The 24,140-nt window shown below is 58.8% G+C and carries 17 protein-coding genes, 1 other RNA gene and 2 pseudogenes; 7 read left to right on the top strand and 13 right to left on the bottom strand.

Annotation, left to right across the window (positions count from 1 at the left end):
• Positions 1-81: 81 nt before the first annotated feature.
• From QCL51_RS21750 to QCL51_RS21730, 5 genes and pseudogenes are all read right to left on the bottom strand, one after another.
• A complete protein-coding gene (locus QCL51_RS21750) occupies positions 82-1,395 on the bottom strand; it encodes a restriction endonuclease subunit S (RefSeq protein ID WP_338444228.1) in 1,314 nt (437 codons plus the stop codon).
• Positions 1,388-3,787 carry a class I SAM-dependent DNA methyltransferase gene (locus QCL51_RS21745; protein ID WP_338444227.1) on the bottom strand — a complete coding sequence of 800 codons (2,400 nt, stop codon included), beginning with the start codon at positions 3,785-3,787 and terminating at the stop codon, positions 1,388-1,390. Before QCL51_RS21745 ends, QCL51_RS21750 begins: the two co-directional genes overlap by 8 nt.
• A 253-nt stretch (positions 3,788-4,040) precedes the next feature.
• On the bottom strand, positions 4,041-4,316 hold the full coding sequence (locus QCL51_RS21740; protein ID WP_338444226.1) for a hypothetical protein: 276 nt from the start codon (positions 4,314-4,316) through the stop codon (positions 4,041-4,043).
• Complete coding sequence (locus QCL51_RS21735; protein ID WP_338444224.1) at positions 4,313-5,293, bottom strand: integrase domain-containing protein; 981 nt, start codon at positions 5,291-5,293, stop codon at positions 4,313-4,315. The genes QCL51_RS21740 and QCL51_RS21735 overlap by 4 nt, the downstream gene beginning before the upstream one ends.
• A 967-nt stretch (positions 5,294-6,260) precedes the next feature.
• Positions 6,261-7,286 (bottom strand): annotated as a pseudogene (locus QCL51_RS21730) (tyrosine-type recombinase/integrase); the annotation flags it as partial.
• Between the two features lie 337 nt (positions 7,287-7,623).
• On the opposite strand from QCL51_RS21730, the gene QCL51_RS21725 reads away from it, so the two are divergent.
• The 4 genes from QCL51_RS21725 to QCL51_RS21710 all read left to right on the top strand — a co-directional run bounded on the left by QCL51_RS21725 (position 7,624) and on the right by QCL51_RS21710 (position 12,330).
• Entirely contained in the window at positions 7,624-9,618 is a 1,995-nt protein-coding gene (locus QCL51_RS21725) for an ATP-binding protein (protein ID WP_338444223.1), read from the top strand.
• A gap of 155 nt (positions 9,619-9,773) precedes the next feature.
• Positions 9,774-10,109, top strand: a complete 336-nt coding sequence (locus tag QCL51_RS21720) for a hypothetical protein (RefSeq protein WP_338444222.1) — start codon at positions 9,774-9,776, stop codon at positions 10,107-10,109.
• Between the two features lie 310 nt (positions 10,110-10,419).
• Complete coding sequence (tnpB, locus tag QCL51_RS21715; protein ID WP_010954006.1) at positions 10,420-10,779, top strand: IS66 family insertion sequence element accessory protein TnpB; 360 nt, start codon at positions 10,420-10,422, stop codon at positions 10,777-10,779.
• 18 nt (positions 10,780-10,797) lie between these two features.
• Positions 10,798-12,330: an IS66-like element ISPpu13 family transposase gene (locus QCL51_RS21710; RefSeq protein WP_029885958.1), complete on the top strand. Its 1,533-nt coding sequence runs from the start codon at positions 10,798-10,800 to the stop codon at positions 12,328-12,330.
• A gap of 57 nt (positions 12,331-12,387) precedes the next feature.
• Here QCL51_RS21710 and QCL51_RS21705 read toward each other — a convergent pair.
• The 6 genes and pseudogenes from QCL51_RS21705 to QCL51_RS21680 all read right to left on the bottom strand — a co-directional run bounded on the left by QCL51_RS21705 (position 12,388) and on the right by QCL51_RS21680 (position 20,681).
• Positions 12,388-13,493 (bottom strand): annotated as a pseudogene (locus tag QCL51_RS21705) (tyrosine-type recombinase/integrase).
• Between the two features lie 188 nt (positions 13,494-13,681).
• Positions 13,682-14,073: a transfer-messenger RNA gene (gene ssrA / locus QCL51_RS21700) on the bottom strand.
• A 99-nt stretch (positions 14,074-14,172) separates the two neighbouring features.
• Positions 14,173-14,463, bottom strand: coding sequence for a hypothetical protein (locus QCL51_RS21695; RefSeq protein WP_103469000.1), 291 nt, complete (start codon positions 14,461-14,463; stop codon positions 14,173-14,175).
• A 453-nt stretch (positions 14,464-14,916) separates the two neighbouring features.
• Positions 14,917-17,727, bottom strand: a complete 2,811-nt coding sequence (locus QCL51_RS21690; protein WP_338444220.1) for an FAD-binding and (Fe-S)-binding domain-containing protein — start codon at positions 17,725-17,727, stop codon at positions 14,917-14,919.
• A gap of 75 nt (positions 17,728-17,802) precedes the next feature.
• Positions 17,803-18,948: an FMN-dependent L-lactate dehydrogenase LldD gene (lldD, locus tag QCL51_RS21685; RefSeq protein WP_021784340.1), complete on the bottom strand. Its 1,146-nt coding sequence runs from the start codon at positions 18,946-18,948 to the stop codon at positions 17,803-17,805.
• Positions 18,949-19,010: 62 nt separating this feature from the next.
• The gene (locus QCL51_RS21680; RefSeq protein WP_053870479.1) at positions 19,011-20,681 is read right to left on the bottom strand and encodes a lactate permease LctP family transporter; all 1,671 of its coding nucleotides are present in this window, start codon (positions 20,679-20,681) and stop codon (positions 19,011-19,013) included.
• 256 nt (positions 20,682-20,937) lie between these two features.
• Between QCL51_RS21680 and QCL51_RS21675 the strand changes: the two genes are divergently transcribed.
• The gene (locus QCL51_RS21675) at positions 20,938-21,705 is read left to right on the top strand and encodes an FCD domain-containing protein (protein WP_021784338.1); all 768 of its coding nucleotides are present in this window, start codon (positions 20,938-20,940) and stop codon (positions 21,703-21,705) included.
• 130 nt (positions 21,706-21,835) lie between these two features.
• On the opposite strand, the gene smpB is transcribed toward QCL51_RS21675, so the two are convergent.
• Positions 21,836-22,318 (bottom strand): SsrA-binding protein SmpB, encoded by a 483-nt coding sequence (gene smpB / locus QCL51_RS21670; protein WP_014592415.1) that lies wholly within the window; start codon positions 22,316-22,318, stop codon positions 21,836-21,838.
• 163 nt (positions 22,319-22,481) lie between these two features.
• On the opposite strand from smpB, the gene QCL51_RS21665 reads away from it, so the two are divergent.
• Entirely contained in the window at positions 22,482-22,916 is a 435-nt protein-coding gene (locus QCL51_RS21665) for a type II toxin-antitoxin system RatA family toxin (RefSeq protein WP_003249916.1), read from the top strand.
• A 63-nt stretch (positions 22,917-22,979) separates the two neighbouring features.
• On the opposite strand, the gene bamE is transcribed toward QCL51_RS21665, so the two are convergent.
• Complete coding sequence (gene bamE, locus QCL51_RS21660; RefSeq protein ID WP_028697610.1) at positions 22,980-23,516, bottom strand: outer membrane protein assembly factor BamE; 537 nt, start codon at positions 23,514-23,516, stop codon at positions 22,980-22,982.
• A gap of 97 nt (positions 23,517-23,613) precedes the next feature.
• Here bamE and fur point away from each other — a divergent pair, with 97 nt between their 5' ends.
• Complete coding sequence (fur, locus tag QCL51_RS21655) at positions 23,614-24,018, top strand: ferric iron uptake transcriptional regulator (RefSeq protein ID WP_003249922.1); 405 nt, start codon at positions 23,614-23,616, stop codon at positions 24,016-24,018.
• The last annotated feature ends 122 nt before the right edge of the window (positions 24,019-24,140 follow it).

Raw genomic sequence — 24,140 nt, 5'->3', positions numbered from 1 at the left:
TATCCAGCCAATGGGGGCAGACATTCGCCGCTAGCCACCTGACTTACCACAAACCCATTGATTCACCTGACAGCACAACTACTAACAGAGCTGCGGCTCCACTACTCCCGGCGCCTTGATCTTGCCGGTAACGGCACTATTGATTAGGGTGGACTTGTATTCTTTAAGTTTGGTTATTTGTTGCTCCAGCAGCGCCACGGCTACGTCCTGCCTTTCCGTTTCGGTCTTGATGAGCGCAACGATAGCTCGCTGCTCCTCAATCGGGGGCACGGCCATAAAACGGGAAGCCAGATTATTGAAACGGATGCGGACGGCTCGCTGGCGAACCGCGTTGCAGATTACCTGGATAAACCGAGCCAGGGCCATCTCTCTGAGCAGATAGGCGAAATACTCGGGCAAATAGTCACCAGACCGAGAGTCGCAAACGACATACTCCGGGGTGCATTTTCCATCCGACTCCGAAACGCCAATGGCCCCTTCAAACGCATCCATTGAGTTCAAAACCAACTGGCCTTTACGAACTCCTTGATAGCCACCTTCAAGAATCGCTTCCGTATAGCCTGCAAGTCGACGATTGGAGCGTAGAGTAACCTGCCCATCGCGATACGAGGTGACGACACCATCATCGGGGCGCACAGGTAAGTGGCTCTGTGAAAATAGGTACTTGAATCGTCGCGTTTGCCAATGGGCCGGAATTTCCCCAATCCACTCGATACCGGAATCCCGCATGGAAGCACGCGGATCAAGGCCACGGGTTACTGACTGCTGGATCAGTATCTGCTTACGCTCCTTAAGTAGCTCGATCTGGCGCTCCTTGATTTGAATCGCTTGATCGATTTGAGTTGACTTCTGATCGAGATAATCAGCAATTAGTAGCTGCTCGCTATAAGGAGGTCTTAATACAGGTAAGCGCTTGAAATCATCAAAGCTCAGATTCTGCCTGAGTCCACTGCCCAGCTTATAAATAGCCTTCGAGATATCCAGCAAATGAAGAAGGTAATGTAAATATCGGAAATCAAATCCCTGCTTAGCGGATAAACAAATATAGGCAGAGGTGATTATGCCGCGGTCTTTCACAAGGCCTGAGCGTAAGCTGGATTGATCGTTTTGCAAATCCGTGCAACGGATTATTATGTCGCCCGGCACAGTTAGCTGATAGGTTTCAAAGGACTCCGGTACTAAGCCAGCCAGTTTTTCTTCTGCTTTGACGACTATCTGCCCATAACTAAGGGATAGAACTTGGCTCTCCTTCATTCCCTTATTATCTCGGTGGTTTTCAGTCATGGCAAGCATGCCGGGCACTACCAGCCAATGCGAAGGAGCAGCCTCAAAATAGTCTGCGGCCGAAGGTAGGTATGAGCGATAAGCCTGCAAGCCAAAATGCGCTTTACGCAATCTCCACCCCCGAAATATCCTTAACTTCCAGCCCCAAAATCTCCGCAATCAACCCCTCGGCCTGGTGCTCCAGCGCTACAATCTCCCGCGCCACCTCGTCCATACTTCGCAACGGCTGATGCTTGTAGAAATGTTTGTTAAAGCTGATCTCGTAGCCGATTTTTACCGACTCCAAATTGATCCAGGCTTCTGCCACATGGAGCTGCACTTCGGCCTTGAAAAAGCGGTGGATGGTGTCGGCCAGTGGGATGCTTTCACTGTCGCGCAAGTCGCTGTTGGATTCGTAGGTGATAAATTCGCCGGCCTTGTCGCTCGGGTAGTAGCCGAAATCGGCCAGGTCGGCCTCGCGGCAACCCAGCCGCTTCAGCAGGGTGGCCAACTCGGCACGGTCGAATTTCTCCACCTTGCGGATGACCTTGGCGGCGTTTTCGTCGTACCAGCTCACTGCATTGAGCACCTGATTGCGCTCGCTGGCACCGAGCTTAATGCCGGCCTCTTTGCTCAGTTGTTTAAGCGCCTTGTCCACCAGTTTGGCGAACAGGTTGAAGTCGTCATATTCCTCGCTGCCGATGGCTTGCATCAGGTAGTTGGCCACCGTGACCAGCAGGGACTGCTTGGCCCAGGTTTCCAGACTCAGCAGCTTTTTGCGCTGCTTGGCGTTGAGCTCCAGGCCTTGTTCTTCACACCAAGCGAGGATGGCTTTTTCATTGGTGGCCAAGGTGGCGTCTTGGTACACCGCCTCGCCCCACTCTTGGTAAATCCGCTGCATGGGTTCGCGTAGGGCCTTGTCGAAACGCAGGGTTTCGATGCGCTCGGCGCTGAACTGCGCCTTGCGCCGGTCTGGCCGTTCGATGCTGACCTTGTGGTAGCCGAAGTCGCGGTTATCAAATACCTGCGCAGCAATGCCGTCGCCACCGGCCGGGCGGTCGAAGCTTGCCAGGTCGAGGTAGGTTTGGGTGATCCGCTCGATATGCTCGGGTGCAAATTCACAGTTTTTGTTGCCGAGGTTTTTGCGCAGTTTGCGGTACAGCAGGCTGGCGTCGATCAGTTGCACCTTGCCTTGGCGCTGCGCCGGCTTGTTGCTGGAGAGCAGCCAGATATAGGTGGTGATGCCGGTGTTGTAGAACAGGTTGTTGGGCAACTGGATGATGGCATCGAGCAGATCGTTTTCGATCAGGTGGCGGCGGATATTGCTCTCGCCACCGCCGGCGTCGCCGGTAAACAGGCTGGAGCCGTTATGCACCGAGGCGATGCGCGAGCCGAGGCCGCTGTCACCGGGAGCTTTCATTTTGTTGACCATTTCCATCAGAAACAGCAACTGGCCGTCGCTGGAGCGGGGGGTGGCGTCCTGCAACTCGGCGTTTCCCCAATAGTCCGCGAGGCTGACCTTGAAGCGCGGGTCGATCACGTCGCCGCCGTCTTTGATGAACTTCTGCTCGCTGGCCCAACTTTTACCGTAGGGCGGGTTGGACAGCATGAAGTCGAAGTGGCTGCCGGCGAATTCGTCTACCGAGAGGGTGGAACCGGGGCGGATATGGGCAGGGTTGTTGCCCTTGATCATCATGTCCGACTTGCAAATGGCATAGGTCTCGTCGTTGATCTCCTTGCCATAGAGGTGGATGTCGCGCTTGATAGTCGAGTCCGGGTACTTTTCTTCAATAAAATTCTGCGACTCGGTGAGCATGCCGCCGCTGCCGCAGGCCGGGTCGTAGATGGTCATCACTGCGGGCAGGCGATCCTTGATTGGGTCGAAAACCAGGTGTGTCATCAGCTCGATCACTTCGCGAGGTGTGAAGTGTTCGCCGGCTTCCTCGTTGTTCTCTTCATTGAACTTGCGGATCAGCTCTTCGAACACATAGCCCATGCCCAGGTTGCTCAGGGCTGGCAGGCGGTTGCCTTGTGGGTCTTCGCTGTCGTGAGGGGTGAGGTTGATGGTGGGCGATGTGAATTTTTCCAGTACATCGAGCAACACGTCTTTGCTGGCCATGTGGCGCATCTGCGACTTCAGATTGAAGCGCCGGATGATGTCTTTGACGTTGTCGCTAAAGCCGTCGAGGTATTCCTCAACGTTGCTCAGGAGGATCTGTTGGTTGTTGGTGGCAGTCTTCTGCAGTTGGCTTAGCGTCCACTTGCTGGTGTTGTAGAACACATAACCGGAAGCGGCACGCAGGGCGCTGTCGTCCAGTTCGGTCTGGCTCATTTCACGTTGCTGAAAGGCCAGCTCTTCCATTACCTTGACCTTGCTCGCCTCCAGCAGGGCATCGAGCCGGCGCAGCACCACCATAGGCAGGATGACGTCACGGTATTTTCCGCGCACATATACGTCGCGCAGGCAGTCGTCGGCAATCGACCAGATAAATGAAACCAGTTTGTTGTGGGCCGCGTGGTTCAACTGCAGATACTCCAAATCAAAGCGCTGAATGGCAGCGCTGCTAGCGCGGTTTTACCGCACCCATATGTAAGCTAAGGAGCGCATCTTAACCAATGCAGAGGGGCTTTTGGTGGTGGCGATGCAAGCGGATGGGGAACCGCCTGCTAGGTTAGGGGGGAGAGGATGCTCGTAACCAGTTGTTGGATAGCTTGGAGAAGCGGTTCGGTGATCAACTATCGTGAGTGAGCATTCGCCCAACTCACGTTGAATCGCTCTAACGGGGAAATATCCATGATTTTTCTAGTCGACGAGCGAGCAGCAGCACTGTCAGCAAGTAGTAGTACCGGGTTGCCTGACTGCGCTCGGCTAAACGATGATCGAGAAACCAAGCAACGTGCTTTCTCTGCCAAGCCCAAGGCGTTTTTCGCTGCCAGCGCTTTGCAATTTCAGCCTCGATGATTTTTGCCTGTCGCACATGGCGTTGCCGCGTCGTGTGGGACCCGGTCAGCACGCCAGCCAAAAATAACTCCATATCGAATGGCTTGCTCATGACCGTCCTCCAATGTAGGCCGCGACCACATCGATCCGACCGTGCCCCAGCTCATAGCTGATTTGCTTTCTGGCCTCACGATCTAGGTGCCTATCTACCTGGCAAGATTGGCCGCCACTGATTGGCGCGGGGTGTTGGGTGATTTGCTCGTAGCGCTCACATGCGTACGCCGCTCGTAGCTCATGGAAGCCTTTGAAGTTCTGTGCATGCAGGATGTCCCGTGCCGGACGGACGATGTTCTGCAGAACGTCAACGTAGCGTTCGCGTGGCGCAATCAGGTTGCGGCTGCATTCAGGCGAGACCCGCTCTGCAAATCTAAGCGCACCTAGAACATGCTCATCCATCGAAATCCAACGTGGTGCCGAGGCGCCGGCGCGGCCGCCCTTGGTGCCATCCTGAATGTTAATCCTGCCTAGGTCGTTAGCCTCACGGCTTAGCCTTGGCAGGTCAGCCAAGATAGCCTCACGCAAGCGCATGCCGGTGGCTCGCGCCAACAGAACGATCGCAGCGGCTCGTAGCTGATCACGATTCAAAAGCGCATCGACGATCTGCCTAACCCGCTCGCGGTCTTGACCCTGCGGCACCGACTGGCGAACTCCGGTGCGCTGCATTCCCAATGCCTTGCTCGGACTGGGCAATTTCACGCACTGATCACCGCGCAGCGCTGCCATGGTCCTGTTAACGCTGGATAGCCGATTTTGTGCGGTGCTGACCGCGAGGTCACCGCGCTTAACCACGTCGCGCAGGTACGCCGCATAGTCGGCCAACACCTTTCGATCAATCTGCCGCGCATCATTGATACCGGGCCCCTGTTCTGAGCGGCACCACTTCACGAATGACTGCCACCGATCACAATGCGCTTTGACCGTGCCGTAATGGCCACCGCCAAACATGTCTTTCAGCGCCTGCGGTCCTGCGTAGCTCAGTTGCCTGCCATAACCGAAATTGCGGCCATTGCGTCTACCCACCAATGCCATGTCAGTCACCTCATCTACCGTCCTCCGATCCTTGCCCCACGTCATCCCGCCAAGAATGCTGAGTGTTATCAGGGATCAAGGCCCCTGCGACCTGTGGGGGTGTCCTCTAACGCGGGACTGGCGGCTCTTTACGTCCGGGAGCAAGGGCATCTCATGATCTGGCCTCCTGAACACCGTTACCGGTGGGCGGGTGGAGGCAGCACTGGCTGACTAGACCAGCGCCTGAAGATCCTGAGCCGGGTGAACGCAGCACTGCGATGACCGGGGCGTGCCTGACTGTCAGTCAGGTGCAGCCCATTCCCTGGTCTGCGGCACCATCATCTACAGCGCTGTTGCTGGTGACATCGGCGTTTGTCACGCCGATTGTCACGAGGGGGATTGCCGCAAAACCATGTGCGATCAGGGCTGCAGCAGTGGTAGAAGTGCCCGTCTCTTTCCAGAAGAAAGAGACGGGCACAGGTTGGCGCAAGATTCGGCCAAACGGATAGGTTGCTGCAGGGCAGCGAGGTACGGTGTATCTGGCGCACGAGCGCTATATGTGTAAGAGCATCCATCACATGGGTAGTGACCGTACGAGCTGCCGGATGCGAATCGTACTTGGGCTGAACCACCGGGTTAGCGGCATGACCTTGAAGGCTCTGGTCATCTGGGGTGCTGCCTAAGGCAGCGCTTTGAATCTTCGTTCTATCGGTCACCGCGGCACGGGTCAATTGGTGAAGGGCACATGGAAATGCGCCAGATTCCACCTCTGGCGTGCTTTGGAAGTCGGTGGGTGTCAGTGGCAAAGTGGCCGTTTGTCGCTTTTCTAGTGTTAGCCCGTGAGCATGGGGATGCGAAGCCTCCCCATGCTCACGGGCTTAGCCGGAGAAACCAAAATCGAGGCGAGTTGGCGACTGTCGCCATACGCTCAGACGGCAAGGATGTAGATGGCACGCGGTCTGTCGCCAGTGTCGCCGTTGTCGCCGCCCTATCGGATGGGTACTACGTTCCGATCCCTAGCCACATTCATCGCGCTGGCCGAGAGATTGCCCGTCGACGCCCTCAGAATGTACTCGCTCCACCAAGCCATCATCGGCCGCCGTCGCTCGATGTAGTCGGCTCGGTTGTAGGCACTGCGCACCTCATCCTTGTCGACGTGCGCCAACGCCACTTCGATGAGCTCCGGGTCCCACCCATGTTCATTCAAAATGGTGCTGGCCATCGAGCGCATGCCGTGGCTGACCAAGCGGTCCTGGAAGCCCATACGTTTCAACGCCATGTTGGCGGTCTGGCTATTGGCATGAGTACGAGGGTTTCGGTCTGCCGGGAAGACGTATTCCCGATGATCACTGTGGGACTTCAGTATCTCCAGCAATGACATGGCTTGATCGCTCAACGGGATGCTGTGCGAGCGGCGCTTCTTCATCCGCTCCGGCGGGATGGTCCAGACACGCCTTTCAAAGTCGATGTCTGCCCAGCGAGTAGTCGCCGCTTCGGCGGGGCGAGTCATGGTGTGCAACTGCCATTCGATCAAGCAGCGGGTGGTGCGTTTGATGCTGGCGTTCGCAATTTCCAGCATGAGCTCAGGAAGCTCCTCGGGCGGTAGCGCCGCCATGTTTTCTTTCTTCGGTTTCTTGAATACCGCCCGAATCCCGCTGAGCGGGTTCGCGAAAATCATTCCCGAATTGACCCCATAGGTCATGATCTCGTTGAGGCGCTGGCTAAGCCGTTTCACCGTTTCCAAGCTGCCTTTGGCTTCGATAGGGCGAAGGATCTTTATCACCATCGGTGCGCTCACTTCCGAGATCGGAGTCGACTTCAAGCTCGGGAAAACGTGCAGCGTGAGTGAGCGCCAGATGTCCTCGGCATAGGCCGGCGTGACCGAGTCCTTTTTTAGCTCGAACCAGGCGCTAGCTACTTTCTCGAACGTATGCTCCGTCTCGGCTAGCTTGGCCTGCGCGAGATCATTGCGCTGAGCTTTGGGGTCGATCCCCTGTATCCGTCCGGCCAACACACCTCCCTGACTCAACCGCCGAAGGCCATGGTGTCCACATAATTCAAGTGGACATCATTTCTAGCCCATCAAGCGGATTTTCCATGCCCTCTCAGCGCCGCACCTACAGCAAAAAAATTCCAAAGCCAAGGTCATCCAGGAGTGCTCCGAGCCCGGTGCCTCCATCGCAAACATCGCCTTGAGCTACAGCCTCAATGCCAACCTCGTCCACAAATGGATTCCCCTGATGGCTTCAACCGGCGTATAGAGGCATACAAATCGGGATCGCTGTACTGGCTTATTGATGTCACTGGCTCTAAAATCGTTGTTTTGCCAGACTTGGAATGGATGCTGATTGATGAACACCGAAGTGCAGACTGGTTTTCACAAGTCGTTTCAAATCGAAAAATTCCGGAAATCGGAGCAGGCAGTCCTGAGGAAGCTTGCCCAGCACTGGTACCTGACGCGCTCCGGTGGTGAAATCAAGGTCGCTAACGCTCGCTACTCCTACTTCCTGATGAAGCCACTGCAGGGCTTTTCGGAGATGTTCAACATCGACAGGGAGATTCTGTGCGTTTTTAGCGAGTACCCTCAATTTGAGCCACGAACCATCGATGTTTTTGATCACATCCATTCGCTGCACAGCGGCGCGAGACTGGAAAATGTCTGTCATATCTTAGTCAGCCGGGATCCAGAAGTGGCTGAAAAGGTGGCCAAGGTCGTCGACGAAGACCCCGAAAGCCCCTTTGTCATCTCGTTCACGTACACGGAGCTGTACGAGAAATACAACGAAAACGTCATCTCCAACAAATTCAGAAAGAACTATTTTTCTAGGAACCTGTTCGACTACCGGAATCCGCTGAAGAAAGAGATTTTCTTCTTTGGTCGGTCTGAGCTAGTCAATGACGTCGTCGACCGACACAAGTCTGGAGAGCACTCTGGCCTATTTGGTCTGCGTAAGAGCGGCAAGACCTCGATTGTCTACGCGATTGAGCGAGCGCTGCGCTACCAAGGGTACATCAGTCTGGCTTTTGACTGCGAAACACCCGCCACGCATGGCCTTCGCTGGTACGAGCTCCTGCAGCGCGTGGTCTCAAAGTACAAGGAAACGCGTGGTTCTACCGTCAGAATCGATTTCCCAGATCGCTACACGGAATCCAATGCGGCTGAGAGTTTCCAACAGGATATGTTGGCCATCTACAACTCGAAAAAACGTATCCGTACTTTGCTGATTTTCGATGAAATCGAGCGCATCACCCCTGGCACCGCATCCTCGTCCCATTGGAATGACCAGCCGGACTTCATCTACTTTTGGCAAACGCTCAGGGCCTTCTACCAGCTTCACACTGACGTCATCACCTACCTAGTTGTGGGCACAAACCCCAAAAGCGTCGAGGAGGTTCGTCTCGTTGGCCACGACAACCCACTCTTTGCTTCCATTCCCCCCAAGTACATCCCCTGCTTTGACGTCGACCAGGTTTCAGAGATGGTGCGAGGCCTAGGCGCTTACATGGGGCTCAAATTCTCGACGGACATCTGTGCACGGTTGACCGCCGAATTTGGCGGCCATCCATTCCTCATCAAGCTGATGTGCAGCCATATCCATAAGAAGATCAAAGGTGATCGCCCTGTAGAAGTCGACAAATCGGTCTACCGAGTCTCTCGCGAAGAGTACGAACTGTTTGCAGAGGAATTCCTGGAGATGATGATCGGGGTACTCCGAGAAAGCTTTTACGTGGAGTACGAAATGCTAGTTTACCTCGCCGGCGGTGATTACGACACTTTCAACGAGATCTCTGCAGAGCATCCCGAATTGGTCAGACACCTGATTGGCTACGGCCTAATCCAGCGTGGGCAGCATGGTTACGAATTCAATCTGGAAATCCTTAGAGAATACGTACTGAAAAAGGAGCGGAAGATTTCGCTTTTAAAGACAAATGACCAACAGGTCTCACACATCTCGGGGCTGCGGAACAAACTGGAACGCGACTTGAGGGACACCATCAAGACAGTCCTCAAATCTGTCCACGGGACGGTTAAAGCCACCGAAAAGGTGTTGGCTGCTATTCCTAGCACCCGGCGTGCGGGCCTTGTGGGGATGCCCCTCAATGACCTTCTGGATAGAACCCGGTCGCCCTTATTCTTCCTGGATCTTGTTCATCTCCTGACTAAGGAATGGGAGCATCTGGCGAAGGTTTTCGAAGGCCTCACCAAGGATACCGTGTTGTTCCACCTCAGTTACATTAACGAACACGGTCGGCCAGATGCACACGGCAAGGAAGTATCGAAGGATCAGGTCAACCAACTTGACTGTAGTTTTCCTGCCCTACAGATCCCGCTGGATAACTTCTGACCGAAAGAGCAAGCGGTGGACGGCTTGCTGACGTACAGCAACGCCGTCAGCGCTACCCCTACGGGGGTTCTAGCTTGCTGAAGCCGTTGACCAGAGGCGTCCCTACTATGGCAGGTGTAAGTAGTAGTCTAGTAACCCGCTGACGGAGAAAACGTATGCCCGATGATTCTGAGTTTTCAAACATCCCGAAGACACCTTGGCAAAAGGCACTTGAGGAGTTGGATGGAGGGCCGCAACTAAGGCCATTGAACCCTGATGAAAAATTCTATGTGCTCACAATGCAGGTAGCAGATGCTATTGGCAAGCTATCAGTTGAGGAGTTAAACCTACTCAGGGACCATTTTGATGTGAAGGAGATGAGCCTGTCCGAGGCGATCTCGTTGATTCGATCTCACCGCCATAAGCCGCTTGTACAAACTCATGCCGCGCCTCAAAACCCACGCAACAAGTCTAAGCACGATGAGGATACCCCCTCTGGTTCCAAGTTCTAGCTTTTAAAGGTAAGCGTCTGCCAAGCACACCTTCAGAATCACCATATGAAGGGCGATGGTGTCCACCTAAAAATACGCGGACACCATCGCCCTTAAAGCTGCAGTTCGGAAGGTGAGTTCACCGGACGCTTACCCAAAATCGAGGCGAGTTGGCGACTGTCGCCATCTGCTCAGACGGCAGGATGTAGATGGCACGCGGTCTGTCGCCAGTGTCGCCGTTGTCGCGTAAGCGCTCCATGAACCCCACATTCAAAGCGCTTACCTGATCCCCGATGCTGTGCTCCCGATTTCTTTCTGGAGCTCGCCGACCATGATGCGACCCGACGCCAAAGTCGAAAAAGTGTACCTCTACCCCAAGCCTGTCGACTTTCGAAAATCCATCGATGGCCTGGCCGCATTGGTCGAACTCGATATCAAGGTGGCGGTGTTCGACCCAGTGCTTTTCGTCTTCCTCAACAAGCCGCGCAACCGCGTGAAGATCCTGTATTGGGAACGCAACGGCTTCTGCCTCTGGCTCAAACGCCTGGAGTCCGAACGTTTCAAAACTTCACCTGATCCGACTGACGTCGCCATTGTCCTGACCGTTCAGGAACTGAACTGGCTGCTCGATGGCTTCGACCTCTGGCGCAACCGTCCGCATCAGGTTTTGACGCCTCGATACGTCGCCTGATTCGGTATAATCCGCGGCATGATTTCCATGCCCGAAAACCTCCCTGACGATCCTGTTCTGCTCAAGCAACTGCTTGAGCAGATGATCCACGAGCGCGCGTCCGACAAGGGCAAGATCGTTCATCTCGAAGAGGAAGTTGCGCTGTTGCGCCAGCGCTTGTTCGGGCGCAAGACCGAGCAGACTGGCGATACGGCGACACCACAGTTGCCACTCTTCGACGAAGCGGAAAGCCTGGCCGAGCCCTTGGATGAGGCTGACGACGAAGAAGTCGTTGCGCCAACCAAACGCCGTGGCAAGCGCAAGCCGCTGCCAGCTGATTTGCCGCGTATCGAAGTTGTCCACGAACTGCCGGAGCATGAACTGACCTGCGCTTGTGGCTGCCGTAAACATGCCATCGGTGAAGAAGTCAGCGAACAGCTTGAAATCGTCCCGATGCAGATTCGCGTCATCAAGCATGTTCGCAAGGTGTACGGCTGCCGGGACTGCGAGTCAGCGCCCGTAACGGCGGACAAGCCCGCCCAGATGATCGAGAAAAGCATGGCCAGCCCGAGTGTGCTGGCCATGCTGCTGACCACCAAATACGTAGACGGCTTGCCGCTTCACCGCTTCGAAAAAGTGCTGGGGCGTCACGGTATCGATATCCCGCGCCAGACCCTGGCACGCTGGGTGATTCAATGCAGCGAGCACTTTCAGCCGCTGCTGAATCTGATGCGCGAAAGCCTGTTGAACAGTCGGATCATCCACTGTGATGAAACACGTGTGCAGGTGTTGAAAGAGCCTGGTCGTGAGCCCAGCAGCCAATCCTGGATGTGGGTGCAAACCGGCGGCCCACCTGATCGCCCGGTGATCCTTTTCGACTACGCCACCAGCCGAGCGCAGGAGGTGCCGGTGCGCCTGCTGGACGGCTATCGCGGCTATGTCATGACCGACGACTACGCCGGTTACAACGCGCTGGCCGCACAGGACGGGCTGGAGCGATTGGGCTGCTGGGCGCACGCGCGCCGCAAGTTCGTCGAAGCGCAGAAAGTACAGCCCAAGGGCAAAACAGGACGCGCTGACATCGCATTGAACCTGATCAATAAGCTCTATGGCGTCGAGCGCGACTTGAAGGACAGTGACGACGAAGATCGTAAGGTTGCCCGCATGGAGCGCAGCCTGCCATTGCTGACTCAGCTGAAAAACTGGGTAGAGAAAACGCAACCTCAGGTCACGACGCAGAATGCCTTGGGCAAGGCCATCGGTTACTTGGCCAGCAACTGGAGCAAGTTGGAACGCTACGTCGAGCACGGCTACTTGCCGATGGACAACAACGCGGCCGAGCGTGCGATCCGCCCGTTTGTCATCGGGAGAAAGAACTGGTTGTTCAGTGACACGCCCAAAGGTGCCACTGCCAGCGCACAACTTTACAGCTTGGTAGAAACGGCCAAAGCCAACGGCCAAGAGCCCTATGCGTGGCTGCGCCACGCACTGGAACGCCTGCCGCAGGCGTGCTCAGTGGAAGACTACGAAGCGCTACTGCCATGGAATTGCACACCTCACATACACAGCTAGGTGCGCTGCCCATCTTTGGTTAGGTGGGGTTTATGGAGCGCTTACGTTGTCGCCGCCCTATCGGATGGGTACTACGTTCCGATCCCTGGCCACGTTCATCGCGCTGGCCGAGAGATTGCCCGTCGACGCCTTCAGAATGTACTCGCTCCACCAAGCCATCATCGGCCGCCGTCGCTCGATGTAGTCGGCTCGGTTGTAGGCACTGCGCACCTCATCCTTGTCGACGTGCGCCAATGCCACTTCGATGAGCTCCGGGTCCCACCCATGTTCATTCAATATGGTGCTGGCCATCGAGCGCATGCCGTGGCTGACCAAGCGGTCCTGGAAGCCCATGCGTTTCAACGCCATGTTGGCGGTCTGGCTATTGGCATGAGTACGAGGGTTTCGGTCTGCCGGGAAGACGTATTCTCGATGACCACTGTGGGACTTCAGTATCTCCAGCAATGACATGGCTTGATCGCTCAACGGGATGCTGTGCGGTCGGCGCTTCTTCATCCGCTCCGGCGGGATGGTCCAGACACGCCTTTCAAAATCGATGTCTGCCCAACGAGTAGTCGCCGCCTCGGCTGGGCGAGTCATCGTGTGCAACTGCCATTCGATCAGGCAGCGGGTCGTGCGCTTGATACTGGCGTTCGCTATTTCCAGCATGAGCTCAGGAAGCTCCTCGGGCGGTAGCGCCGCCATGTTTTCTTTCTTCGGTTTCTTGAATACCGCCCGAATCCCGCTGAGCGGGTTCGCGAAAATGGGAAAATGTGCAGCGTGAGTGAGCGCCAGATGTCCTCAGCATAGGCCGGCGTGACCGAGTCCTTTTTCAGCTCGAACCAGGCGCTAGCTACTTTCTCGAACGTATGTTCCGTCTCGGCTAGTTTGGCCTGCGCGAGATCATTGCGCAGAGCTTTGGGATCGATCCCCTGCGCAAGTACTTCCCTAGCTTCAACCGCTTTCCGCCGAGCTTGCGCCAGGGAGACCTCTGGATAGGAGCCGAGCGCCATGTTGATTCGATTCTTGGTGACCGGATGCCTGTAGTTGAAATTCCACTGCATCGAGCGGTTGACCCGCACTCGGAGCTGGAGGCCGTCACCATCCGTGAGGACGTAGTCCTTGTCTTTGGGCTTGACTACCTTGAGCTGGCGGTCGGAGAGACGAGCTGTTTCAGCGCACATGGGAGATGCTCCATGACACCATTTGGTATTCCCAAGATTAGCCCCAGGTAGGCGGGAATACCACGGGGAATACCGGGATGGCTGGAACTCAAAAAACCATTGTGGCCCTTGAAAGAGCTGTAACCCCTTGATTTAGCTGGATTCCAGGCACAAAAAAAGACGTCCGTGGACGTCTTTAGATGATAATTTGGTGGAGCCGGGGGGATTTGAACCCCCGTCCGCCAGTACTCCGCTGTCGGTACTACATGCTTAGCCGTGTCTACTGATTTAATCCGCAGCCGCCCGACGGGCAGGGTGCTTTGGATGAGTTGTGTAAGTTTTAGTCACTTCGCCCACAACGTGCTACGCGACGATCCTGTTCTGTATGACAATCAGTTCGGGTTTACAGGCATCCCCTAGTGATTGCTGGAGCCGAAGCTACCAGAAGCAAAGGTCACTTACGCTGCGAGAGCGTAGGATTCCTCGCCGTAGGTTTCGTCATTGGCAACTATAGAAGTTGCAACAGTGGATTTACGAGTTCTGTTACCAACTCGGCATGCACCTAGAGTTTCGCTACCGGCGTCGAATCCTAATCGGCCCCGCACTAGCTCTTGGCTAACGCACCTTACGGCGCGTGGGATGGAGTATACGCCATTGCGCGGGCGACGTCGACAGCCGGTCCAGTCGCCCGCTTTGGGGCTTATGCGCCGCCGTTGCCGCTACTGCTGCCTTTCTCGGTTTTTTCCAGGCGCTCCAGCACTTTGCTGGTAATGGCGATGCATTCCTTGGTGTCGCCCGAGGCCTGGGCGGCCTTGGCTTTGTCGACGTGCTCGGTGATGGCTTTGTCCAGGCCCTCGGAGGTGGCGCCGGCGGTGGCCATGCTGTTGTCGATTTTTTGCAGGTTGGTGGTGCAGAGGTCATCGGCGGCGAACACCGGCGAAGCCAGCAGGGTGGCGGCCGCGAACAGGGCCGAAAGTGCGGTACCTTTCATGGGTGTCTCCTCTGGGGCCTCTGGAAGGTGGGCCTGTAAGGTGGACTGTGGGGGATTGGCGGGGGTTCAATCGGGATGTGTGGGGGGGGCAGGTGCTCGGCGTGGGATGTTCGGGGCCTGGGAGATCGAGCGCCGCCCGCGCGGCGCATCGCGAGCTGCGCTCGCTCCTACGTTTGTTTCGGGCCAATTATTCCTGGGGGAATTGCGCGCGATCCCCTTGGCGCATGACGCGATATCGCGTCGTACAAACAAGGCGGTCGCGCGCGGCTGTCACAGGCATGGCGCGATATCGCGTCGTACAAACAAGGCGGTCGCGCGCGCCTGTCACAGGCATAACTGGCCCGAAACAAACGTAGGAGCGAGCGCAGCTCGCGATGCGCCGCGCGGGCGGCGCTCGATCTCCCAGGCGCCACACCCCCCACGGCGAACGACCCCCACGGCGAACCCCCCGCCCTAAATACTGCGCGGCCGGGTGACGCGGTCTACCAGGTAAACCAAACCGTGATAGTCGATACCACTGTGGCTCGACAGGCCAATCTCGCAGGTACGGCTGGTAGAAATACCTTCGCTGCAATACTGCACGGCGTCCTTCAGGCTGCGCAGCGAGTGGGCGTTCAACTCGGGGGTGGTAAAGCCTTTGTCACCGGCAAACCCGCAGCAATGAATGCCTTCCGGAATCACCACCTGTTTGCTGCAGCGCCGCGCCAGGTCGATCAAGGCCTGGCTTTCGCCCAGGTGCTGGGTGCTGCAGGTTACGTGCACGGCTACCGGTTCGTCCTGGGGGGTGAACTCCAGCCGGTCGAGCAAGTGAGTGCGGATGAAGCGCACCGGGTCGTACAGGTCCAGCCGGGTGTCGCCCAGGTCCTGCACCAGGCGCAGGGTGCAGGGGCTGGTATCGCAATAGATCGGGTCGAGGCCGCCACGGCTGGCGTGCAGCAGGGCGGTGATCAGCTCCTGGCGCTTGTGTTCGGCCTGCTCGGGGTAGCCCTTGGAGGCGAACGGCTGGCCGCAGCACAGGCTGTCGGCGTTGTCGGGGAACACCACCTGGTAACCGGCCTTTTCCAGCAGGGCGCGGGTTTTGTCCAGCAGCGAGCTTTGCTCGCGGTCGGCATAGGCCGGGCCCATTACCCGGGAGACGCAGGCAGCCAGGTACACCACGCGGGGGCGGGCGTCGTTGCTGGTGGCGCCGAAGGCCAGCGGGCGCAGCGGTTGCGGCATGGCCGGGGTCCATTGGGGCAGGCGGCCTTTGCTGGCTTTGCTCAGCGAGGCGCTCAGGCGGTCCAGGCGTGGGGCGCCTAGCAATTTGCGTGCGGTGTTGGCGGCGGTCAGGGTGAGGCGCGCACCGCTTAGGGCGGTGTGGAAATGCTCGGCCAGCCAGTCGGCGGTTTTAGCGTGGTCGGCGGCCTGGCTGCGCAGTTTCTTCACCAGCTCGCCGGTGTTGATGCCGACCGGGCAGCGCTGGGCACACAGGCCGGTAGCGGCGCAGGTGTCGATCCCCTGGTACTGGTAGCTTTGCATCAGTGCGCGGGTATCGATGCCGGCGCGCTGCTTGGCCTGGATGTCACGCCACATGACGATGCGCTGGCGTGGGCTGAGGGTCAGGCCCTTGGACGGGCACACCGGTTCGCAGAAGCCGCACTCGATGCACTTGTCGACGATTTCGTCGGCGGCAGGCAGCGGCTTGAGGTTTTTCAGGTGGATATCCGGGTCGTCGCTCAACACCACGTCGGGGTTGAGGATGCCGTTGGGGTCGAGCAGGCGCTTGAGCTTCCACATCAGCTGGTAGGCGTCGTGCCCCCACTCCAGCTCCACGAAGGGCGCCATGTTGCGCCCGGTGCCGTGCTCGGCCTTGAGCGAGCCGCCAAACTCCACCGCCACCAGCTGCGCCACGTCGTCCATGAACGCCTGGTAACGGGCGACTTCTTCGGCGCTGTTGAACCCCTGGGTAAAGACGAAGTGCAGGTTGCCTTCCAGCGCGTGGCCGAAAATGATCGCTTCGTCATAGTGATGCTTGTCGAACAGCTGGATCAGGCGGTTGACGCCTTCGGCCAGTTGCTCGACGGGGAAGGTCACGTCTTCGATGATGACCGTGGTGCCGGTCTGGCGCACGGCACCGACGGCGGGGAAGGTGTCCTTGCGGATTTTCCACAGCTGGTTGTACACGGCCGGGTCTTCGCTGAAGTCCACCTGCTGTTCCAGGGGGAAGTCGGCGATCGAGGCCATGATCTGCTGCAGTTGCTCGTGCAACAGGCTTTGGCTGGCGGCGCGGGATTCGATCAGCAGGGCGCAGGCATTGTCCGACAGGCCTTTTACCCACAGCGGCATGCCGGGCATGTTCTGCACCGAGCGCAGGCTGCGGCGGTCGAGCAGTTCCACGGCCGAGACCGGCTGCTGCTTGAGCACGGGTACCGCGCGGCAGCAGCTTTCGACGCTGGGGAACACCAGCAGGGCGCTTGCCTTGTGCGGGTGGTCGGGCACGGTGTCGTACGTGACGGCGCTGATGAAGCCCAGGGTGCCTTCGGAGCCGACCAGCAGGTGCTGCAGGATGTCCAGCGGCTGGTCGTAGTCCACCAGTGCGTTCAGTGACAGGCCCGTGGTGTTCTTCAGCCGGTATTTGTGCCGGATGCGTTCGGCCAGCGCGGTGTTGGCGCGGGTTTCGCGGCCCAGGCGGGCCAGTGCTTCCAGCAGTTCGGCGTGGCTGCTTTCGAAGGCGGCCACGCTGGCCGGGTCTTCGCTGTCCAGGCGGGTGCCGTCAGCCAGCACCAGGCGCAGGCCCGCCAGGGTGTGGTAGGTGTTTTGCGCGGTGCCGCAGCACATGCCACTGGCGTTGTTGGCGACGATGCCGCCGATCTTGCAGGCGTTGATCGAGGCGGGGTCGGGGCCGATCTTGCGCCCGAAGGGGGCCAGCCAGGCGTTGGCCTGGGCGCCGATCACGCCGGGTTGCAGGCGAATCTGCTCGCCCTGGCGACGGATTTCGCGGCCGTTCCAGTTATCGCCGAGCACGATCAGCACCGAGTCGCTGATGGCCTGGCCAGACAGGCTGGTGCCGGCAGCGCGGAAGGTGACCGGCACCCGCTCGCGCTGGGCCAGTTTGATCAGGCCAACCACTTCGTCCTCGGACTCGACGCGCACCACCAGCTTGGGGATCAGGCGGTAGAAGCTGGCGTCGGTGCCGAAGGCCAGGGTGGAGGTGGGGTCGTCGAAGCGGCGTTCGGCGGGGATCAGGCGCTCGGCATCACGCAGGAACGCGGCGGGCAGGCTCATGCAGTCTCCTCGCGGGGCTGTGGCGTCTGTGCGCTACATGCCCCGGGTCATTCAGGCGGTGGTTCTTGCAGGCGTTCAGGCGCCCAGTTCGCGTACCAGCGAGTCGCGGGTGATCTCGCTGATCGACTTGGCACCGGTCAGCACCATGGCCACGCGCATTTCCTTTTCGAACAGCTCAAGCAGGTTTTTCACGCCGGCCTGGCCATGCACGGCAAGGGCATAGAGGAAGGCGCGGCCGATCAGTACGGTGTCGGCACCCAGGGCGATCATGCGCACCACGTCCAGGCCACTGCGAATGCCCGAGTCGGCCAGGATCTTCAGGTCGCCTTTGACCGCGTCGGCAATTGCCGGCAGGGCGCGGGCGCTGGACAGCACGCCGTCGAGCTGGCGGCCGCCGTGGTTGGACACCACGATACCGTCGGCACCGAACTTGACCGCATCGCGGGCGTCATCGGCATCGAGAATGCCCTTGATGATCATCGGGCCGTCCCAGAACTCACGGATCCACTCCAGGTCTTTCCAGGAAATGGACGGGTCGAAGTTGTTGCCCAGCCAGCCGATGTAGTCGGCAAGGCCGGTGGGGTTGCCACGGTATTTGGAGATGTTGCCCAGGTCATGCGGGCGGCCCATCACGCCCACATCCCATGCCCACTCGGGGTGGGTCATGGCTTGCAGCACGCGGCGCAGCGGGCCGTTCTTGCCGCTCATGCCAGAGTGGGCGTCGCGGTAGCGGGCACCGGGCACGGGCATGTCGACGGTGAACACCAGGGTCTTGACGCCAGCGGCCTTGGCGCGCTCCAGGGCATTGCGCATGAAGCCGCGGTCCTTGAGCACATACAGCTGGAACCACATTGGCCGGTCGATGGCGGGCGCCACTTCTTCGATCGGGCACACCGACACGGTAGACATGGTGAACGGGATGCCATGGGCGGCTGCCGCGCGCGCCGCCTGCACTTCGCCACGGCGGGCGTACATGCCGGTGAGGCCGACCGGGGCCAGGGCCACCGGCATGCTCAGGGTTTCGTCGAACAGCTTGGTTTCCAGGCTGAGCTCGGACATGTTGTTCAGCACGCGCTGGCGCAGGGCGATGCCGGCCAGGTCCGACACGTTGTGGCGCAGGGTGTGCTCGGCGTAGGCGCCGCCGTCAGCGTAGTGGAACAGGAAGGGGGGCAGCTTGCGTTGGGCCGCGGCGCGATAGTCGGTAGAGGCAGAAATGATCATGGATTCTCGCAGCGTTGCTTGTGGGAGTGCCGGGCGCGCTATGGCGCCCGGCCCCTTTCACTTTAGTGATGAACCAGCATGCCGGTCAGCCAGTAAGCCTGGATCAGGGTGATCAGGCCGACGATGGTGGCGAAGAACAGGCTGTGCTTGACGGTGAAGCGGAACAGGTCGGATTCCTTGCCGACCAGGCCGGTAGCGGCGCAGGCCACGGCGATCGATTGCGGCGAGATCATCTTGCCGGTTACGCCGCCGCTGGTGTTGGCTGCCACCAGCAGGGTGTCGTTGACCCCGATCTGGTGCGCGGTGGTGGCCTGCAGCGAGCTGAACAGGGCGTTGGACGAGGTGTCCGAGCCGGTCAGGAACACGCCCAGCCAGCCGAGGAACGGCGAGAAGAACGGGAACGCGGCGCCGGTACCGGCCAACACCAGGGCCATGGTCGAGGACATGCCCGAGTAGTTGGTGACGAAGGCAAAAGCCAACACCATGCCGATCGACAGAATTGGCCAGCGCAGTTCCCAGAAGGTTTCTTTGAAAGTGGTAAGACCAGTTTTGAAATTGATCTTCAGCACCGCCATCGAGATCAGCGCCGAGAGGAAGATCGCGGTGCCGGTGGCGGAGATCGGGTCGAGCTTGAACACCGCTGGCATGGCGGTTGGCGCGGCAACGATCGGTGCGGTCTTGATCACCAGTTGGTCGAGGTGCGGGATGGCGAAGTTGAACACGAAGTTGTACATCGCGCCGCCCGGAGCGAAAGCCGCCTTGAAGGGCTTCAGGGTCCAGATGGTGACCAGCACGGTGAGGATCAGGAACGGCGACCAGGCCTTGAAGATCTCGCCAAAGCTGTACGGGCTAGGCTGGCTGCCGCTTGGCTGCACAACGGCTGCGCCGACACTGCCTTTGGCCTCGCTGAACGCACGCTTGGGCTGCCAGACTTTCAGGAACAGGGTGAGGCAGATCAGGCTGGCCAGTGCCGAGGTGATGTCTGGCAGTTCCGGGCCGATGAAGTTCGAGGTGAAGTACTGGGTGACGGCAAAGCTCAGGCCGGCGACCAGGGCGGCAGGCCAGGTTTCCTTCACGCCACGCAGGCCGTCCATCATGAACACCAGCCAGAACGGCACGAACAGCGACAGCAGCGGCAGCTGGCGGCCGGTCATGGCGCCGATGTGGAAGGCGTCGATACCGGTGACCTGGCCGGCCACGATGATCGGGATGCCCAGGGCGCCGAAGGCCACTGGCGCGGTGTTGGCGATCAGGCACAGGCCGGCAGCGTACAGCGGGTTGAAGCCCAGGCCCACCAGCAGTGCGGCAGTGATGGCCACCGGTGCGCCAAAGCCCGCTGCACCTTCGAGGAAGGCGCCGAAGCAGAAGCCGATCAACAGCACTTGCAGGCGCTGGTCGTCGGTAATCGACAGCACCGAGCTGCGGATCACTTCGAACTGGCCGCTCTTGACCGTGAGTTTGTACAGGAACACCGCGGCAACGATGATCCAGGCAATTGGCCAGAGGCCGTAGAGGAAGCCGTAACCCGCGGCGGCGAGGGCCATGTCGACAGGCATCTGGAAGGCGAAGATCGCCACCAGGATCGACAGCGCGAGGGTGATGCTGCCCGCTACGTGGCCCTTGAGGCGGAACACGGCGAGGGCCAGGAAGAAGAACACGATAGGGATGACCGCCGCCAGTGCGGACAGGCCGAGACTACCAAGCGGGGTATAGAGTTGTTGCCAGGTTTGCATATGGGGTGGCCCCTAATTGTTGTTGGTCAGGCACTGGCATTGGATAATTGGTAAGACCAATTTACAATGGCTGGACGCTAGGTTAAAAGCGCTGTCGTGGGTGTGTCAATTTGTCCTGTGCAAAACTTTGGTCGCGTACCGATGAGCGGGCATCTGATGTGGTGGGAAAATCGCGGCTTGATGGGTGTTTGCGTGGCCTGGATCGGCGAGAATAGACACCCCCTGAAATTTGCCGGGGGTTTGTGGAGAGCATGTGATGGTTTTTGATCAGGTACGCCAACGGCGCCTGTCCGACGACATTGTCGATCGGCTGGAAGGGATGATTCTGGAAGGCACGCTGACCTCGGGGCAGCGGCTGCCGGCCGAGCGCGTCCTGGCCGAGCAGTTTGGTGTGTCCCGCCCGTCACTGCGTGAGGCGATCCAGAAGCTGGTGGCCAAGGGGCTGCTGGTCAGTCGTCAGGGCGGGGGCAATTTTGTGGCGGAGTCGTTGGGGTCCACCTTCAGCGACCCGTTGCTGCAGTTGCTCGAGCACAGTGCCGAAGCGCAGCGTGACCTGCTCGAGTTCCGCCATACCCTGGAGGCGTCCTGCGCCTATTACGCTGCCCAGCGTGCCACCGAGCCGGACCGGGCGCGCTTGAAGGCGGCCTTCGATACGCTGCAGGACTGCTATGCCAGGTTCGACGAGGTAACCCGTGCGGAGGAGGGCGCGGCTGATGCGCGCTTCCACCTGGCGATCGCCGAGGCCAGCCATAACGCGGTGTTGCTGCACACCATCCGGGGGTTGTTCGACCTGCTCAAGCGCAACGTGGTGACCAACATCGGCGGCATGTACCAGCAGCGCACCGAAACCCGGGACATGCTGATCAGTCAGCACCGGGAACTGTACCTGGCGATTGTCGAGGGCAGGGCGGAGGATGCGCGGGAGGTGTCCAGCCGGCACATTTTGTATGTGCAGGAGGTGCTGGAAGAAGCGCACGAGGAAGCCCAGCGGGTGGCGCGGGCGGAGCGGCGCAGCGGGCGCTGAGACTTTTATGGGCAGTACCTGCCTCTTCGCGGGCAAGCCCGCCCACAGGATAGGCGCCGGGCTTGAATCTGGTGCTCTTCCTGTGGGAGCGGGTTTACCCGCGAAGAGGCCGGAACAGGCTAGAGACCAATTAGTCTTCCTTGCCCTTGTTCCGCACAGCCCGCTGCAGCTCGCGGTTGGAATCGCGTTCGCGCATGGTGTCGCGCTTGTCGAATTCCTTCTTGCCCTTGCCCAGTGCGATTTCGCACTTGATCAGGTGCTTGCTCCAGTACAGCGCCAAAGCCACACAGGTGTAGCCTTTTTGCGCCACAGCCGCTTCCACGCGCTCTAGCTCGCGCTTGTTCAGCAGCAGCTTGCGGGTGCGTGTAGGGTCGGCGATGACGTGGGTGCTGGCCGTGGTCAGCGGGGTGATGTGGCTGCCGAACAGCCAGGCCTCACCGTCCTTGAGCAGCACGTAGCTGTCAGTCAGGTGCGCCTTGCCGGCTCGCAGGCTTTTTACTTCCCAGCCGGACAGGACCAGCCCGGCCTCGAACTTATGTTCGATGAAGTAATCGTGTCGCGCTTTCTTGTTTTGCGCGATGGTCCCGGTCGGATGTTTTTTTTGCTTAGCCATAGGGGCGGCATTATAGGCAAGTCCGCGCGTCGTCCGCTATGGGATTTCGGTGTGCTTGAGCCACTGGAATGAATACCGGACAATACAAACCCTGTCATACGCACAGAACCTGTTTTCGGCACGCTGCGAAGCGTCGCCACCCAGCCTTGGAAGTGACGCCTGGATGACTACCCATATTCAACGCTCCGCCCTGCTGCCATACCCCGCCCAGGCGCTTTACGATCTGGTCAACGATGTGGCCAGCTACCCTGAGTTTTTGCCGTGGTGCTCGGCCTCGACGGTGATCGAAACCAGCGATACACACATGCGTGCCAAGCTCGAAGTGGCCAAGGGTGGCATGAGTCAGCACTTCGTTACGCGCAACGTGCTGGTGCCGGGGCAGTCCATCGAGATGAACCTCGAAGAAGGGCCATTCACCCAGCTGCATGGTGTTTGGGTGTTCAAGCCACTGGGTGAAAAGGCCTGCAAGATCAGCCTGGACCTGTCCTTCGATTACGCCGGGCCGATTGTGCGCGCCACGTTGGGCCCGCTATTCAATCAGGCGGCGAATACGCTGGTCGATGCGTTCTGCCAGCGTGCCAAGCAATTGAATGCCTGACGGATAAGGCGCAAACAAAAAGCCCGGACCAGGTCCGGGCTTTTTTGCATCTGCTGTTCCCGCTTAGCGGGTTTCCAGCGGTGCGGGGGTCGGGACCGGGGTGGTCTCGATGGTGTCGATCTCGCGCTGGATGGCCTCTTCGGTCGAACCTGGCTTGGCCGGTTTTTCTTCAGGCTGCGCTGCCGGCTGTTCGGTCTGGCCTGGCTCGGTGGCCGGGCTGACGGTGGTGTCGCTGCTGCCACCGAGGATTTCCTGATCGCGGCTGACGCCTGGCATGAAGTCGCCAGACAGGCTGACCAGTTGATCGCTTTCGTTGAAAAATACACTCATGCGTTCTTGCTGGCGCTTACCGCCACCAGGCTGCAGGCTGTACAGGTAATCCCAGCGATTGGTGTTGAAAGTGTCCTGAATCAGCGGGTTGCCCATGATAAACCTTACTTGCCGGCGGGTCATTCCCGGGCGTAATTGGTCTATCATGTCTTGCGTGACGACATTGCCCTGCTGGATGTCGATTTTGTAAACCCCGGGAAACGAGCAACCGGCGAGTGCGAGCAGTCCCACTAGGGTGAGGCTGGTTAGCAAGAGCTTGGTGTTTTGCATCGGTGGGCGACTTCCACTATCTTGGCTGGACAACGTAAACCCCGATCATACCCGTATTAAGAGAAGCTGCGAAGCAGCATCGGCGAGAAAGCTGACCATGGTTGAAAATAGCGAATTGCGCAAAGCCGGTCTCAAGGTGACCCTGCCTCGAGTCAAGATCCTTCAGATGCTCGACTCTACCGAGCAGCGTCACATGAGTGCAGAGGATGTCTACAAGGCGCTGATGGAGGCTGGCGAGGACGTAGGCCTGGCCACCGTCTATCGCGTGCTGACCCAGTTCGAGGCGGCGGGTCTGGTGGTTCGCCACAACTTCGACGGCGGTCATGCAGTGTTCGAACTGGCCGATGGCGGTCACCACGACCACATGGTGAACGTGGATACCAGTGAAGTCATCGAATTCATGGATGCCGAGATCGAGAAGCGCCAGCGCGAAATCGTGGCCGAGCATGGCTTCGAGCTGGTGGACCACAATCTGGTCCTGTACGTGCGTAAGAAGAAGTAACGATTTTTCGTTATGAATAGCAAAGGCGACCTTCGGGTCGCCTTTGTGCTTTCTGGGATTGAACGATGTGTTGTCTGTGCCGGCCTCTTCGCGGGCACGCCCGCTCCCACGGGTACACCTCA

The sequence above is a fragment of the Pseudomonas sp. LTR0 genome, from assembly GCF_036630035.1.
GTDB classification, from domain to species: domain Bacteria; phylum Pseudomonadota; class Gammaproteobacteria; order Pseudomonadales; family Pseudomonadaceae; genus Aquipseudomonas; species Aquipseudomonas putida_Y.
The sequence above is the reverse complement of the archived record's forward strand: the minus strand, read 5'-3'. Positions and strand labels throughout refer to the sequence as shown.